Source organism: Paraburkholderia sp. RL17-337-BIB-A (assembly GCF_046025895.1).
Taxonomy (GTDB): Bacteria; Pseudomonadota; Gammaproteobacteria; order Burkholderiales; family Burkholderiaceae; genus Paraburkholderia; species Paraburkholderia fungorum_C.
Map to the genome: position 1 here is coordinate 1028053 of NZ_JARESY010000003.1, position 14561 is coordinate 1042613.

A 14561-nucleotide genomic window follows, 5' to 3' on the forward strand; every position below is an offset into this window, starting at 1 on the left:
AACTACGGCGTATGTCGAACGGCGCCGATCTTCCAGACGATGTCGAATTGTTGAAGGCCTTGCTGGTCGAGGCCAGTAGTCTGCTTGCTGAACGCGATGTCGAGATCGAGCAGCTTAAGGCGCAGATCGACAAACTTCGGCGCATGCAGTTCGGCCGCAAGTCCGAACAGTTGCAGCGGCAGATCGAGACCCTCGAGACCCAACTCGAGGATCTGGCCGCCGGACGCGGCGTTGCAGACGTGGAGCGTGCGCAAGCTCGAGACGCAAACGCTTCCTCCTCCAATGCACCGACGGACGAAGCGGCTTCGAGGCAAGCACTGGCTGCGCACCTCGCGCGTGAGGATCATGTGCTCGAGCCCGAATCGAGTTGCCCGGACTGCGGTCAACAGATGCAGGTGCTCGGTGAGGACGTGTCCGAGCAACTCGCCCGGGTCGCAGCGGCGTTCAAAGTCGTTCGCACGATCCGGCGCAAATTCGTTTGCCCATGCTGCAGCACCATCAGGCAGCCGCCGATGCCCGGCCTTCCGATCGAGCGGAGCATTGCCCATCCAAGCTTGCTGGCGGATATCCTCGTTTCGAAATACGCAGACCACCAGCCGTTGTACCGGCAATCGGCGATCGCGGCGCGCGACGGCGTGACGCTCGACCGGGCCAGCATGGGTCGCTGGGTCGGTCAATGCGAAGCGTTGTGCGCGCCGCTGATTGAGGCGCTGCGCCGCTATACGGTGTCCGCCGCCAAGCTGCATGCCGACGACACGCCGATCCCGGTGCTCTCACCGGGCAACAGGAAGACCCGCACCGGTCGGCTATGGGTCTATGTGCGCGACGATCGTCGCTCGGGGTCGATGCAACCCGCTGCGGTATGGTTCGCATACTCGCCGAACAGACAGGGCATCCACCCTCAGACTCATCTCGCCGGCTTCAGGGGGACCCCGGCAAGCGGACGCTTACGCGGGCTTCGATGAGCTGTTCCTGGGTGGCTCCGTACTGGAAGCGGCATGTCATGCTCACGCGAGGAGAAAGTTCTACGACATCCATGTGCGCACGCCGTCCGACACGACGCAAAAAGCACTTGAATACATTGGCGCGCTATACGACATCGAGGCCTCCATTCGCGGCAAGCCTGCGGCCGAACGGCTACGAATACGGCAGGAGAAAGCCTGGCCACTGCTTCAAATCTATGAAGCGTGGCTCAAGGCCAAGCTCGAAACGTTGTCGTCGAAGTCCGACACTGCCAAGGCGATCAACTACTCGATTAACCAGTGGCGCGCCCTGACGCTATATTGCGAAGACGGCACGCTCGAGATCGACAATAACATCGCGGAAAACGCGCTGCGTTGTGTAAGCCTGGGTCGGAATAATGCGCAGTTGCAAATTATGCGGAGTTACTCATTGTCGAAGAGTGCCATGCGAGTCGCCGACGCGATCCGCAGGGATTCGCGGTTCGGCGAGCTACGCATAATTACAGCGACTCAAGGAACTGGAGGATGCGGTCCGGTGGTCGATAGCGACGGTTCTTCACTTCCGGTGGCTGAATCCTGCTCAGCGCTCGCTGCTTCATCGTCAGATCGGCTTCCATATAGCAGTGTGTTGTCGATGGGCTTTCGTGTCCCAGCCACAAGGCGATGACCGAGAGGTCGACGCCTGATTGAAGTAGATGCATGGCAGTCGCGTGACGAACCAGGTGCGGAGAAACACGCCGTTTGGCGAGTTGCGGACATTGGTCCTTCGCGCGCGTTACGGCAATTCTCATTCGATCGGCGACATTGGAGCGTGTCATCGCGTTTCCCGATCGATTTGGAAAGAGCCTCTGACTTGATGCATCCTGGATCTGCGGCAACCACCCCTTGATGAGCCTGGCCGTGGATCGCCATAAAGGCACCGTTCGTTCCTTGCGTCCTTTGCCAAGAATATGAACGAAGGGTGATGTACCCAGCACGACATCACTGACGCGTAGTGCCAGCATCTCCGAGACGCGCGCCCCCGTGTTATACATCGTTGCCAGCAGAACCCTGTCGCGTTGACCCGACCAGGTGTCCGGGTCAGGCGCCGTCAACAGTTGCTGAATCTCTTCGCGTGACAGGAATCCGACCATAGGTTTATCGCACCGCTTCATCGGCACGGAGAGTGCGCGCTGTATAACGGCCAACGACGCGACGTCACGGTGTGCCGCGTACTTCAAGAACGAGCGCAACGCTGCGAGTCGAACGTTGCGGGTCCGCGTGCTGTTGCGCCGCTCAACCTCGAGATGCCGCAGAAACGCCAAGATCAGCGGCGCATCCATGTCCGACAGCTTCAGATCAGTTGGGCACCTGGCAAGGCGATCCGATGCGAACTGAAGAAACAGACGAAACGAATCGCGGTAGCTCGATATCGTCTCCGGGCTCACCGCACGTTGCTGCATCAACCGTTCGACGAAGAAGTCCTGCAGGAGCGTCGCGAAGGAAGGAACTAGGCAGGCTTTAGTCATGACGTACCCCTTCGGCAAAGCACGCAAATTTCCGGCTCACGATTTCCATGAGATCGGGAACCGCAGTCAGATACCAGTAGGTATCGCTCGGCTTCACGTGCCCCAGATATGTCGACAGCGCAATCATCCGGTTGTCGACGTTCACGCCGTCCTGATACCACTTGAGGATGCACCGGCACACGAACGTGTGGCGAAGATCATGGATTCGAGGCAACGCGTGGTCACCCCGAGAAGTCCACGCGAGTTGCTCGCGAAGCCGACCGAACACCCAGTGCACCGTTCGGGCCTGCAACTTCCTGCCATCAAGATTCACAAAGAACGAATCGCACGGCTCTGCGGCGACGACCAGCGCACGGCGAGCAGCGTAACGCTTCATGGCCAGAGTTACGGTAGGATGCATCGGAATAAGGCGCGACTTGTGAAACTTCGTCTCGCGCACCGTGAGCGTGCCCTCAGCAAGATTCACGTCGTCTCGAGAGAGATTGATGGCTTCCGAGATACGCAAGCCGGTTGCCGCAATCAAACCAAACAGCGCTTCATATGTAAGCGGTATGATCGAACCGACGGGTAACATCGCCGCCGACGCCGTGAGGAGTTCGCCGAGTTCCTGCTCCGTGTAGATGTGCGGCGCCAGACGACGATGGGCCCGCCCGCACAAGTCGCGTCGCGGAACAACCGTATCGGGATAGAACTGCCTGAGGTACTTCGCGAAGGGGCGCACTACCTCGATCCGACGCGCCCAGGTAATGGACCTTTGGCTCGGTGTCGAGTGTGCCCAAGCAAGGGCCAGACTTTCGGTGATCGGACCGCGATCGTGCGCCGTATCCGCGAAGCGGGCGAAGTTCATCAGCACCTGCCCCGAGATCGCAAGGTCGAAGCCGAGACAGCGTCGCTCTGCGAGATACGTTTCCACCAGCGATACCATTGTGTGTGCCGATTTGACGGGACGCTTCATGATTTGCTCCCCGGCCAGGGAAGCGCCACGGCCTCCAGGCTTCGCAGGTCGATCTTCGTGTAGATCGCGGTGGTGTCGATGCTCTGATGGTGCAATACGTCAGCCACTTCCTTCAACGACGAGCCGGAACGAAGCAGCCGTCGGGCCACGCTGTGCCTCAGAAGATGGGTTCCAGATTGTTCAGTCCAGCCGCAGCGAACATATGCGGCATGCACGGCCTGATGGACGCGCCCGGTTCCCAACGGAACGTCGGCGGGTGCGTAATGCCGGACAAAGACAGCACGGGAGGTCGTCGTCTTCCTTCGGGCTAACCGGATATAGTCGGCGATCGCACGACCTGTTGGCTCGGGCAACGGAATGACGTAGCCCCGTCGCGATTTGGTGCGACGGATTTGCAGCGTGCCTTCGCGCCAGTTTAAATCGTCGAGTTGGATTTGCACGACTTCCGCAGCCCGCAACCCAAGATCAGCCAGACAGCGCGCCACTGCGTAATCACGTAAGCTGGACGCAGTCGCGCGATCGAAGGAGTTCAGGAACTGCTCAATCGCTGCATCCGAAAGCGTTTCAGGCAGCGCCGCCAACCTCCATCCAGCCACGTTCGGTACTGCCGCGATCAGCTCTTCGACCTGGTCGTTATATTGCATGGTCCTGAATCGCAGATAACTGCGCAACGTCACGCCCGCTACGTGAGCGGCTCCAGCATTGCACCCGTCAGGGTAGCGCGTAACGAAACGACGGATATCCCGAATCGTTAGCTGCTCCATGTCGATGTGTTTGCGACCAAAGCGCTGACGCAAGAAATCGCGAATGATTCGACCACGCTGATATCGCGTGCATTCGGCTAGGCCGCAAACGTCCTTGAGGTGGTCAGTAAAGCGACACACCTCCTGTTGCACCGAATCCGGTTCTGCCTGCAGAAACCGAGGGACACCGCACGCGCCCAACACGACCAGCAAATGCCGAAGTGCAGCACTCACGTCTGTCCGACACCTCGGAATCGGATCTGGGCAGGTACATCGCCGCAAATGGTCGTTCACGAACCTGCAGACAAGTCGATCGTCGACACTTGCTACGGCTATACGGTGCGTTGTAAGCCAATACGCAAAGTGCGCGGCGCACCTCACGTAGCGGTTGACGGTGCCGGCCGCGTAGCCGGTATCAACGAGATATTCGCAGTAGCGCTCTGCGAAAGGAGAAAGGACGCTGCGCCACAACCACGCCTGAGGCTGCGGTCGAAGAGGAACCAAGCCGATCATGATGATTCTCCTGAATGGGTAACAACCCAAACAGGAAAGCATCTTTTTTATGTGCAGTTTGCTGCAAGCCACAGATCCCTGCAAGGCGCGTCGCACTGGCGCTCGTGACGAGCCGTACGATGCAAACTCCGCATAATTTGCGGCTGCGCATTATTTCTGCAATGCAATTATGTGCATTGCAGAAAGAATTTCCTGTTTGCCGGTTCCGACAGCGGCGGTGAACGGGCCGCCGCAATGTACGCGCTGATCGGGACTTGCGCACTGAACGACATCGATCCGCGCGCCTATCTGAACTATGTGCTAACTCACATCGCTGACCATAAAATCAATCGCATCGACGAGCTTCTGCCGTGGCGCGTGGCCGACAAGCTGCACACGCCAGCCAGTCCTCCGACACCCGCTACCTGACAGTCCAAGTCCGGATCACCATCATGCCTCACGTGCACGCGCGTGGACGAACGGCCCACGTGAACCGCTTACGGAGCATTTGAGCGTGCCGACATAGAAGTGTCATGCGCGCCACAGTAGGGCATGTATGCGAATTGGGACTGTTAAAAAGCGTGGGGTTTTCGGCAGCGCTAGCATTGAACCTCGCCAGTGCCTACGCCGAGGTCCGCGATGAAAATCGTCGTTCTGTCGAACTGGTTACCGACAGGGGTGATGTAAATGCGATCGAGATGGGCCGCATCGACCGGCCAGGCCAAACATTCGATTCCGAATCTGTAGGGCTGTGATTGGCGGACGGAAAGCAGTTGCTGCATAACTTGCAACAGGCGGTAATCCCGGCCCAGGCCGACGAGATCTGCGCCTTACGGCGCATCGGTCGACGATGTCATCGGTCGTAGAGCGAAATAAATTTGTCACTGGCCACTGCCCGCTGGGACCGCTTGTGAACCTCTGAGTTGACGAATTTACTGCGTTTCGCAGCGAAGTAAAGTTGTCACTTCGCATCAGTCGTAAAACGAAGCAATGTTGTCACCGGACTATGCCCGTGGGGGGCAGGGGTTTCGCCGTTGAATTGACAACATTGCTTCGCTAACTGGCGAAGTAAAGTCGTCACTTCGCATTAGCGCGAATTAAATCTGTCAATACGCGTTCGTTCTACACCAATGAATCCGCTTGCATGGTGGTTCTCACGGTGGATCTCACGCGTAGCTTTGAGCCGCTCTCGTTGCCACGTCTTTTCACGGCGCGCAGCGGTACGATGTTTTCAGCCCAAAGCAGCTAAAGCATGCGCCAGGATATTGCGCCTACGTCGTTATGGACTTACGCCGTCCCTCGTTCCGGATATGTCTAGTCCCGTCATGCGACCGGCCGTGTACTCGTTCACGCGTGAACGGGCCGCGTTCATTGCGCCGCTTTTCGCGATCCTCACTGTTGACGACCGGCGGCTATCTACGGGGCTGGGCTGCATATTTGATATCAGATGGCTGTTGCCTGGCGAGTCGACCGTATCGATCCTGTGGAAATTCGCTCGCGCGAAAGGAGTACCGGCGCACACCTTGATCCAGTTGATGAAGGTGGGCATAGACCCATACGAGGGCTTGGAGCCGATGCGCGACGTTTTGGATATAAGGCACCTACGATGCAAGCTGCGGATTCCCGGCAAGGTGTTGCGAGATTCACTCCTTGACGCTGGCCAGCGGGGTCGGCATCACCCGGTTTCCGGTACTGCAGGCAATGCATATCGCTTGGTCATCATAGCGTGACGTACCAGATGTTCAGCGAAAACCGGTGTCCCGCTCACCGACGGAAGCTTGAGACGAAATGCCAGCATTGCGGGCAGGAGACACCCTACATCCTCAACGCGAGTCTTGTGGGCTCACCGTATCGTTGTGCGCGCTGCAGCGCGCTTTACGCGACCCGATCTCCTCCAACTTTTGCAACGAAGCCAGCGATGCACAAAGAGCATCGTATTGCCATCGCGCGACATTTCCACAATAGCATGGCAGGCAGCTTTCGCCTTGGCATTGACGATCGCGACCTGTAGCTCGCGGGCTCAGGTGGCAGGGGCGGTGCTTGAGAAGCTTCCAGGGATTGACGCCAAAAGACTGTCATGTGCGATACGCAAAACCGGGTGTTGACGACTTTACTTCATTTTTGGTGACGACTTCACTTCGCTCTACGTTAGGGTTCGGCAGTTCCCGCGAGAATCAGTAGGCGATGAATATTGTCTTCTTCGACTTTGGCCGCAGGTCGAATTTCTCTATTCTCTCGACATAGCGTTGCCTGAACAGGGCCGCGATCACGACGTTTGACGTGCTGCCGCCTTCGGCGACCGTTGCTAGTGGTCGGGCCGGTCAGCCACAGCGCGACTGACGACTGTCGCAACTGGAATCATCGGATCGCATGTTGCCACGGCGTGTTAACCCGAAGGGCCGGCCTGTCGCCGTGCCGCCCTTAATACGGTTACATCGTCCAGTTGTTGTAATCGCTGTATGCCGTTGCGCTCGACATACCGTTGCCCGATTGCCGTCCATGCGGTCGCCGACGGATCGGAAATGTGTGGAACCGCTTCCGCACGGGTATTTACCTACAAAGAAACACGCCACCTGCATATTTGACAAAGTTAGAATGTTTCTTCTAAATGCTCCAATAGAAGTATGACTGTAGGCCAGGCGCGCGGGACCTGTCGATGCTGGATGACGGACGACACGCATTGGTCACCGCGACGCTGTAGAACTCTGAAACGCGACCGGAATTTCGGGTGGATTGTTTGTTTAAGGAAAGATGCATGCTGAGTCCGCACGAACTAACCGCGCTGATGGTTATCAAGGACGCACCGGATCACGTCGAAATCGACCGAGACGAGCTTCATACGCTACTGCAACGCCATCTAGTAATCGTCGAACTACTGGCGTCCGGCATACGGCGACTACGCATCACACGGCACGGCCATGCCGTCCTGCAAGCTGATGCAAGGTTTCACTGAGTGCTTTCGCCTGAAGGCAAAGACGCAGGTCTAACGAAGCGCACAGCGCGACTGAAGGTGGTCATTCAGAACTTGACAGGGGCTGGAACGCGTTCGCGGACCGCTAACGATGGGGATTGCAATGGCCGAATCGTGGATGGGCGTCATGGCTGGTGCGTTCGTAATGGTGATCGCGGCTATCGGCGTGATCGGCCACTATCGACGCGAACAACGTCGTGCGCAGTTACTCAAACACCTGGACCATCACGACTGGTGCCGCTTTATCACTCACAGGCGCTGATGAGCTAGCCGGATAGCGAAGACGGCGGCCGTTTTCCAGCACAGAGCGGTTCTAGTCAACGATATTTCGCGAACCTGGCATCAGATCAAAAACAATATTTGAGAGCACGGCACTATGTCTCGGCACGTCTACGCAGAGAACGAACTGAATCACATTAGGTCCATGATCTTCTACCTGGAACGGCAACGGCCCGAAACATTCGCACCGACAAGTGCCATAGCGGAAATCGACTACTGGCGGATGCGCATCCGCGCAATGTTGACGCTCCGGGACACGCCAAGGCGAATCACCGACCAAGCATCAGTTCTTCTGGTTAGATTGGATCGCGCCGCTGCTGCAAAGCGGGAAAGTGTCGAGTCCCGCCAAGTGAAAGCAGCAGCATAGGGTCCACAGCCAATGCCAGACTTACGACTGGCGGTAGAAGCGCAGATTTCGGCTCCGGTGCAAATCGGAGGAACCGGTAGGTTAAGCTCGGGTTTTGACGAGCGCGAGCAGGCCATGAGTAACCAGGTAGACATCGGCAGGCTGTTCAACGGCCGCCATTTTGACCGCGAAGTCATCGTCCTGTGTGTGCGTTGGTATCTGCGTTATAAGCTCAGCTTTCGAGACCTCGTTGAAATAATGACCGAGCGGGGGCTGTCGTTGGCGCACACTACGATCATGCGCTGGGTCAAACGCTTCGCGCCGGAGTTCGTCAAGCGCTGGGACCGGTTTGCGAAATCCGCTGGTCGTTCATGGAGAGTCGACGAGACGTATGTGAAAGTCCGTGGCAAATGGGTCTATCTTTACCGTGCAGTTGACCGCGCAGGGAAGACGGTCGACTTCCGGCTCAGCGCCAGGCGCGATGTCGCTGCGGCCAAGGCTTTCTTCGCGAAAGCGATCAGGAGTCAAGGGCTCGCTCCGAAGACAATCACGCTGGACGGTTACGCTGCGTCTCACCGCGCGGTGCGCGAAATGAAGGCGGACCAGTTTCTGCCCGCGGACACGACGTTGCGATCGTCGAAGTATTTGAAAAATTTGATCGAGCAGGATCACCGCAACATTAAGTCCAGGGTCAATGCAATGCTCGGCTTCAAACGCTTCAGGAATGCGGCCATTACGATATCGGGCGTCGAGTTGATGCATCGCATTCGCAAAGGTCAGTTCAACCTCGAACGGTTGCGCCTCAAAGAGGCCGCTGCGCCCGCTGTTTGGAAGGCGGTCCTTTCAGCACGATGATGCAATGGTGAATACGCCATTTTTCGCTCGCCCTCTAATTTGCACCACAGCCAGATTCGGCACCACCGAATCATTACGGTATCATCTGGCCGGATCGACGGTCCATGTACCGCAAACAGTTGTTTGTCAGACGGCAAAAAATATAAGTTTCGGGATTAATGGCCGTTGAAGCATTGCTGATGTCAGACGGCGACAAGGAAAAGTCGGTCACGCAAGTATTAGCAGGCTGTTGAAATATCCGTCGTTGAGGCGCTCAGATGCATTGCGACGGATGTTGGGTTCGTACTTTTGAAACGCGGAACACGTTTGCGGGCATTCGACGTTGCTCGCGGGTTCACCATATCGGTGTTATCCATTGCTTCCTGCCCCTCAACCGGCAAGTGTGCGCATACGCGTCAGGTTGTAGCCGACCTGCGTCAGCACGAAGAGCTGGTCTACGCGTTCAAGTCCACGATACATCGCCTGTCTAATTCGTCCGACTGTCTTGCCCCATCCGAACACCTGCTCAATACGCTTACGTTTTTGCTGGCTGACCGCGTAACCCGGCCAACGCGTAGTTCGCTCGTCAATTGCCGAACCGCCTGGACGCCCATCGTTTTGTGCCACATGCGGTGTGACACGATTCGCGCGACAACTGCCGACGAAGCCGGCGGTGTCGTAGTTCTTATCCCCGCCGACCGTGATGGCGCCCGGTGCAACACTTGCGGCATCAGCAAGCATCAGCTCGGCCGCGTCGCGCTCGGCGGTGCCCGTCGCCAGCGTCACCTGCGCGTTCTCCACCAGGCCGTGCCGGTTGTCGGTCAGCACGTGGCCCATATAACAGAGCATCGCCCCGGTTCCTTTGCTCTTGCGAAACAGGCGCGCCTGCTCGTCCGTCGTCGATTGGTGCGTCTCGTTACTGCGTTTCTGTCCGTGCCAGTTGTCGTTCGGCGCGGGCGGTTCGTCAGGAGGCGTGTCGTCTTCGTCTGGACTTGCCTTCGGCACGAAGCTCTTATGCCCGGCCCATGCCTGAATCAACGTGCCGTCGACGCTAAAGTGCTCCCCAGAAAGATATCCGCGCTCGCGCGCGGTCTCGACTGTCTCGTTGAAGAGCAACACCACCACATCGTGTTCGAGCAACCGGTCGCGGTTCTTGCTGAACGTCGAGTGGTCCCACACGGTCCCGTCCATCGGCAGGCCGACGAACCAGCGGAACAGCATGTTGTAGGAAATCTGTTCCACTAGCATGCGCTCGCTACGAATCGAGTACAGCACCTGCAGCAAAAGAGCTCGCACCAGTTTCTCCGGCGCGATGCTCGGCCGACCTCCTTTCGCGTCAGCCTCGTACATCCGGGCGAACACATCGTCCATGCGGTTAAGCGCGTCATTGACCCACGCGCGAATCGGACGCAACGGATGGTCCTTCGGCACAAAATCGTCCAGCTTCAGCACCGTGAACATTGACTCGGTAAAACCATCTGGACCACGCATCCGTTCCATCTCGCTCTCATTGATGACATCAGTTCAACGTTTACGCCTTCGTTACGGATGACCGCCACATCAGGTATTTCAACGGCCTGTTAGTGAATGACGCCGCAATTATCGAAATTATCGTTCTGATAACAGAACCGAAAATTCAACCAATACGAGAGAGACCATATGCACTGCACACAATGTGGCACCGAGAACGGTAAAAAATTGAATTGCTGCGGTGACGCGACTTGTCTGATGAAAACGACGAAGGACATATGCAAACATTGTCGGCAATGCGATACATCCATGCAAAACAAGATAGCAACCGCCGTCCATCGGCGGTTTTTCATGATTCGACTACTGGCAATCCGGGAAACCTATGAAATTTTGTCATCTGCTAGTGGCCTTGCTGATCGTGTCGCCGCTGGCGCACGCTACGTCCTTTGATTGCGAGAAGGCATCGACCTTCGTGGAGAAGACAATTTGCGCCAGTCCGGCGCTTGGGAAGCTGGACGACGCGCTGACGGACAACTACAACGCGATGTTGGCGACGAATTTGGGCGATGGCGGTGCGTCCTTGAAAAAGGAACAGCGCGCATGGATCGCTCAGCGTAACAAATGTACGACCGACCAATGCCTGATTGATCTGTACCGGAAGCGCGTGGATGATGTTTGCGATGCACCCGTCGTGACCGGTGTCCATGCGGCATGCGTGCAGACCAGCGACATAAGTGCTGGCCCCGCAACTCCATCGATTCAAGGCGCTTTGAAGCCAGCCAGCGCGCAAGTTGTCGGCACCGTCACGGATGGCAGCGATCCGGCGACCGGGTTGGGCTTAAAGAATACGTAATTGGAAAGAGCAAGAAGGAATTTTCGTTGGCGCGATGTGTGAATATCGATAACCGATCAGATTTGCAGATGTGTTTGCCGAAAAATGTTCAAACGACGATTGCGAAGGTGCCAGCCGTAATTAAGATATTGACATTCAAGGATGACAAGCTTGCCTCCGTTGAGGTAGACATTCCGTTCAGCAATCGGGTCGGTGGGGAGGGAGTCGCCCAAGCACTTCTCGCGAAATATGGTCAGCCTCAATTCGAAGGCGAAAGTCCATCGCATGGCGCAAACGGCACTGTCACGTTGCTGAGATGGTCGAGTAAGATCGCGTGATGAAGAATGCAAAATCGCTCCACCACGGTCATCGCTTTCCGGCGGCGGTCATCAGTTGCGCGGTGCGGTGGTGTTTTAGGTTTCCGCTCAGCCTGCGTGATATCGAAGAGCTGCAGTTCGAGCGCGGGGTTATCGTGAGCTACGAAACTGTCCGTCGCTGGTGCGATAAATTCGGTGCATGTTTCGCACACCGCATGAAAGCCGCGCGGCGCAAGCTTGGCAACACCTGGCATCTTGACGAAGTATTTGTGACGTTGCGCGGCGAGCCTTATCTTTTGTGGCGCGCCGTCGATCAGCACGGGGCTGAACTTGATATCCTGCGGCAGAAGCCCCGCGACAAGGCTGCAGCGAAGCGGTTTTTCAAGCGTGTGCTTGCCTCATGTGCGGAAGTGCCGCGCAAGATCGTAACCGACCAGCTGCGCAGCTATCCGGCGGCGAAAGCCGAGATTCCTGAACTCGCTCATGTCAAGCATGTCTACGTCACAGCCAGCGCCCGGGTCAATAACCGGGCCGAAAACAGTCATCAGCCGACGCGCGAACGGGAACGACGAATGCGTGGCTTCCGCGATCCCGAACGTACGCAAGTCTTCTTATCGAGCTTCGGTCCGATCCGTCAGCACTTCGCGCTCAAGCGACACCTGCTACGCGCCTCACTCTATCGCAAAGAACTGTATGCGGTCCGTCAGCGACGTCCTTGAGCGAATTTCGTAACACTCTGATGCTACGTGTCCACGTGGACAGCTGGCATCAGAGTGTATGAGTGAGAAACGAGATTTGCTTACCCGGTTGGTGACCGGCCGGAAACGAGATGGTCGTCGTGAATACGACGATGCCGCTCGCGATGAACTTGTGCAGCTTTGTCTGCAGCCTGGCGTCTCCATCGCGAGGACTGCAATGGAGCACGAACTCAATCCGAACCTGCTGCGCAGCTGGATCGCGCGGTATCAGAAGAGCCAGGCCCAGGTAGAGCGCGAGAAGGTCGCCCAAGCGCCGATGGTCGCCGATTGCGTCCCGATCGACCTCTCGGGTACACCGTCGGCATTCGTGCCGGTCGTGTCGACTGCTGCTCCGCCGGTGGCACTGCCACCAACATCGTCGGCTCCAGTTCCTTCGATGACGCTCTCGTTGCGCGTGCGTCTTTCGAACGGCGTCGAATGCGATGTTGGTGAGGCTAGCATCGACGAACTGATCACGGTGATCCACACGCTCGGGAGGATGCCGTGTTCCGGTTCGACAAAGATCTGAAGGTGTACCTGCACCGCGATCCCATCGATTTCCGGCCGGCATCAACAGCCTGTCGATACTTGTCGAGCAGGCGATGCGTTTGAATCCAATGTCGTCAGCGCTCTACGTGTTCGGCAACCGGCGTTGCGACAAGATCAAGATTCTCGGCTGGAGTGGCAATGGCTTCTGGCTCCTGATGAAAAGACTCGAAGCGAAGGACCATTTCGTCTGGCCTGATAGCAAGACGCAGATCGTAACGCTGTCCGTCGAGCAGTTGCATTGGCTTATCGAGAGCATCAACATCACTGCGGTCCAGCGACATCCCAAACGCAACTATGCCCGGGTAAGCTGAACATGTCATCAGCATACTGGTCTAAGCGGTATGCCGATCAACGTGACGATCACTGCTGAAGAGCTGAAGCAGTTGCTCGACGAGCGCAACGCCGCTCGTGAACTCCGGGACGAGCGCGAAGCTTTACGTGGCGAATTGCGCCTTGTGACCGCACAACGCGATCTCGCCGAAGAGCGGCTACGAGCTTATCGGCGTGAACTGTTCGGCGCGAAGAGCGAAGCGCGCGCCTCTGAGCAGCCCGGTCTGTTCAATGAAGCCGAAGCGCTCGGCACGAACACCACGCCCGCGCAGGAAGATACTCCGGAAACGAAGGTCGCTGAACACACACGCAAAAAGCGTGGTCACCGCAAACTGCTCGATCCCAATCTGCCCCGCGAGGTCCGTCGTCACGAACTTTCCGAAGCAGAACGTTTCTGCGCTCCCGACGGTCATGCTCTTGTTGAGATCGGTGTCGAGACCAGCGAGCAGCTCGACGTGATCCCGGAACAGGTTCGTGTGGTCCAGCACCAGCGCGTTAAATACGCGTGCCCGTGCTGCGATCTCGGCATCAAGGTGACGCCGGCGCCGCCGCGGATCATTCCGCGCGGGCTGTTTACCGAATCGGCCCTTGCGTGGATAGCGGCCGGCAAATATCGGTTCGGCATGCCGATTTACCGTCAGTCGGGCTTGCTGCGCCGCTTCGGCGGCGACATCTCGTCGAACACGGTCGCCGCGAGCATGGTCCGGGTTGGTGTGGCTGCACAGCCCGTGATCAACCTGATGCGCGACGCGCTACTTGATGCAGAGGTGATCTATTGCGACGAGACAACGTTCCAGGTCCTGAAAGAGAAAGGACGTCGCCCACAAACGAAGAGTTACCTGTGGGCGCAGATGACCGGTTCGGGTATCCCGATACGATGCTTCACTTATACACCCGGACGTGGCGGTGAGCTGGCCGACAAACTGTTCGCCGCCGAAGCGCGCAGCGAGACGTGGACCGTCGGGCGACGGCAGCGGTTGCGACGCCGATACAGCACACACGTGCTCGACGCGATCAAGAAGCTGATGCTCGAACAGCTGCCTGCCGTCCTGCCCAATAGCCTGCTTGGCAAGGCGCTGAACTACCTGCGCGGGCAATGGCCGAAGCTCGTTCGCTACGTCGAGAATGGCAGTTGGCCAATATCAAACAATCCCTGTCATGCCGCTAGCGGCATGACAGGGATAATGCCGCCGGTGGAATTATGCCGCGCGCACTGGATTGCCTCACTGCAGATGC

General features: G+C 57.5%; 14 protein-coding genes and 2 pseudogenes. 12 read left to right on the forward strand and 4 right to left on the reverse strand.

The window, feature by feature from the left end; translation table 11 throughout:
• Nucleotides 1-11: 11 nt before the first annotated feature.
• A complete protein-coding gene (gene tnpC / locus P0D84_RS42880; RefSeq protein WP_494478249.1) occupies nt 12-965 on the forward strand; it encodes an IS66 family transposase in 954 nt (317 codons plus the stop codon).
• A gap of 497 nt (nt 966-1462) precedes the next feature.
• Here tnpC and P0D84_RS42885 read toward each other — a convergent pair whose 3' ends face one another.
• From P0D84_RS42885 to P0D84_RS42895, 3 genes are read right to left on the reverse strand one after another with little or no spacing between them, the layout of a single operon-like run.
• Complete coding sequence (locus tag P0D84_RS42885; RefSeq protein WP_408339057.1) at nt 1463-2470, reverse strand: tyrosine-type recombinase/integrase; 1008 nt, start codon at nt 2468-2470, stop codon at nt 1463-1465.
• Entirely contained in the window at nt 2463-3425 is a 963-nt protein-coding gene (locus P0D84_RS42890) for a tyrosine-type recombinase/integrase (RefSeq protein WP_408339055.1), read from the reverse strand. Before P0D84_RS42890 ends, P0D84_RS42885 begins: the two co-directional genes overlap by 8 nt.
• Nucleotides 3422-4402, reverse strand: coding sequence for a tyrosine-type recombinase/integrase (locus tag P0D84_RS42895; protein WP_408339053.1), 981 nt, complete (start codon nt 4400-4402; stop codon nt 3422-3424). The genes P0D84_RS42890 and P0D84_RS42895 overlap by 4 nt, the downstream gene beginning before the upstream one ends.
• Nucleotides 4403-4861: 459 nt before the next feature.
• On the opposite strand from P0D84_RS42895, the pseudogene P0D84_RS42900 reads away from it, so the two are divergent.
• The 5 genes and pseudogenes from P0D84_RS42900 to P0D84_RS42920 all read left to right on the forward strand — a co-directional run.
• Nucleotides 4862-5089 (forward strand): annotated as a pseudogene (locus P0D84_RS42900) (transposase domain-containing protein); the annotation flags it as partial.
• 104 nt (nt 5090-5193) lie between these two features.
• Nucleotides 5194-5415: a hypothetical protein gene (locus P0D84_RS42905; protein ID WP_408348812.1), complete on the forward strand. Its 222-nt coding sequence runs from the start codon at nt 5194-5196 to the stop codon at nt 5413-5415.
• 2000 nt (nt 5416-7415) lie between these two features.
• Complete coding sequence (locus P0D84_RS42910) at nt 7416-7613, forward strand: hypothetical protein (protein WP_408348815.1); 198 nt, start codon at nt 7416-7418, stop codon at nt 7611-7613.
• A gap of 121 nt (nt 7614-7734) precedes the next feature.
• Nucleotides 7735-7893 (forward strand): hypothetical protein, encoded by a 159-nt coding sequence (locus tag P0D84_RS42915; protein WP_408348818.1) that lies wholly within the window; start codon nt 7735-7737, stop codon nt 7891-7893.
• Nucleotides 7894-8391: 498 nt separating this feature from the next.
• Nucleotides 8392-9111 (forward strand): IS6 family transposase, encoded by a 720-nt coding sequence (locus tag P0D84_RS42920; protein WP_408348821.1) that lies wholly within the window; start codon nt 8392-8394, stop codon nt 9109-9111.
• Nucleotides 9112-9480: 369 nt separating this feature from the next.
• Here the strand turns inward: P0D84_RS42920 and P0D84_RS42925 are convergent, their stop codons facing one another.
• The gene (locus P0D84_RS42925; RefSeq protein WP_408349809.1) at nt 9481-10581 is read right to left on the reverse strand and encodes an IS5 family transposase; all 1101 of its coding nucleotides are present in this window, start codon (nt 10579-10581) and stop codon (nt 9481-9483) included.
• Between the two features lie 397 nt (nt 10582-10978).
• Between P0D84_RS42925 and P0D84_RS42930 the strand changes: the two genes are divergently transcribed.
• From P0D84_RS42930 to P0D84_RS42955, 6 genes and pseudogenes are all read left to right on the forward strand, one after another.
• Nucleotides 10979-11413, forward strand: coding sequence for a lysozyme inhibitor LprI family protein (locus P0D84_RS42930; protein WP_408349811.1), 435 nt, complete (start codon nt 10979-10981; stop codon nt 11411-11413).
• 38 nt (nt 11414-11451) lie between these two features.
• Nucleotides 11452-11730: a hypothetical protein gene (locus tag P0D84_RS42935; protein WP_408348824.1), complete on the forward strand. Its 279-nt coding sequence runs from the start codon at nt 11452-11454 to the stop codon at nt 11728-11730.
• Nucleotides 11730-12428 carry an IS6 family transposase gene (locus tag P0D84_RS42940; RefSeq protein ID WP_408348827.1) on the forward strand — a complete coding sequence of 233 codons (699 nt, stop codon included), beginning with the start codon at nt 11730-11732 and terminating at the stop codon, nt 12426-12428. The genes P0D84_RS42935 and P0D84_RS42940 overlap by 1 nt, the downstream gene beginning before the upstream one ends.
• A 58-nt stretch (nt 12429-12486) precedes the next feature.
• Nucleotides 12487-12975, forward strand: coding sequence for a transposase (locus P0D84_RS42945; RefSeq protein ID WP_408347380.1), 489 nt, complete (start codon nt 12487-12489; stop codon nt 12973-12975).
• Between the two features lie 40 nt (nt 12976-13015).
• Nucleotides 13016-13306 carry an IS66 family insertion sequence element accessory protein TnpB gene (gene tnpB, locus P0D84_RS42950; protein WP_408349704.1) on the forward strand — a complete coding sequence of 97 codons (291 nt, stop codon included), beginning with the start codon at nt 13016-13018 and terminating at the stop codon, nt 13304-13306.
• 30 nt (nt 13307-13336) lie between these two features.
• Nucleotides 13337-14491, forward strand: a pseudogene (locus P0D84_RS42955) (IS66 family transposase); the annotation flags it as partial.
• Nucleotides 14492-14561 lie beyond the last annotated feature (70 nt).

Bases quoted from the DNA above. Each gene is read 5' to 3' on its own strand.
- tnpC (WP_494478249.1), top strand. From the start codon at position 12: ATGTCGAACGGCGCCGATCTTCCAGACGATGTCGAATTGTTGAAGGCC.
- P0D84_RS42885 (WP_408339057.1), bottom strand. From the start codon at position 2,470: ATGACTAAAGCCTGCCTAGTTCCTTCCTTCGCGACGCTCCTGCAGGAC.
- P0D84_RS42890 (WP_408339055.1), bottom strand. From the start codon at position 3,425: ATGAAGCGTCCCGTCAAATCGGCACACACAATGGTATCGCTGGTGGAA.
- P0D84_RS42905 (WP_408348812.1), top strand. From the start codon at position 5,194: ATGCGCGCCACAGTAGGGCATGTATGCGAATTGGGACTGTTAAAAAGC.
- P0D84_RS42910 (WP_408348815.1), top strand. From the start codon at position 7,416: ATGCTGAGTCCGCACGAACTAACCGCGCTGATGGTTATCAAGGACGCA.
- P0D84_RS42915 (WP_408348818.1), top strand. From the start codon at position 7,735: ATGGCCGAATCGTGGATGGGCGTCATGGCTGGTGCGTTCGTAATGGTG.
- P0D84_RS42920 (WP_408348821.1), top strand. From the start codon at position 8,392: ATGAGTAACCAGGTAGACATCGGCAGGCTGTTCAACGGCCGCCATTTT.
- P0D84_RS42925 (WP_408349809.1), bottom strand. From the start codon at position 10,581: ATGCGTGGTCCAGATGGTTTTACCGAGTCAATGTTCACGGTGCTGAAG.
- P0D84_RS42940 (WP_408348827.1), top strand. From the start codon at position 11,730: ATGAAGAATGCAAAATCGCTCCACCACGGTCATCGCTTTCCGGCGGCG.
- P0D84_RS42945 (WP_408347380.1), top strand. From the start codon at position 12,487: ATGAGTGAGAAACGAGATTTGCTTACCCGGTTGGTGACCGGCCGGAAA.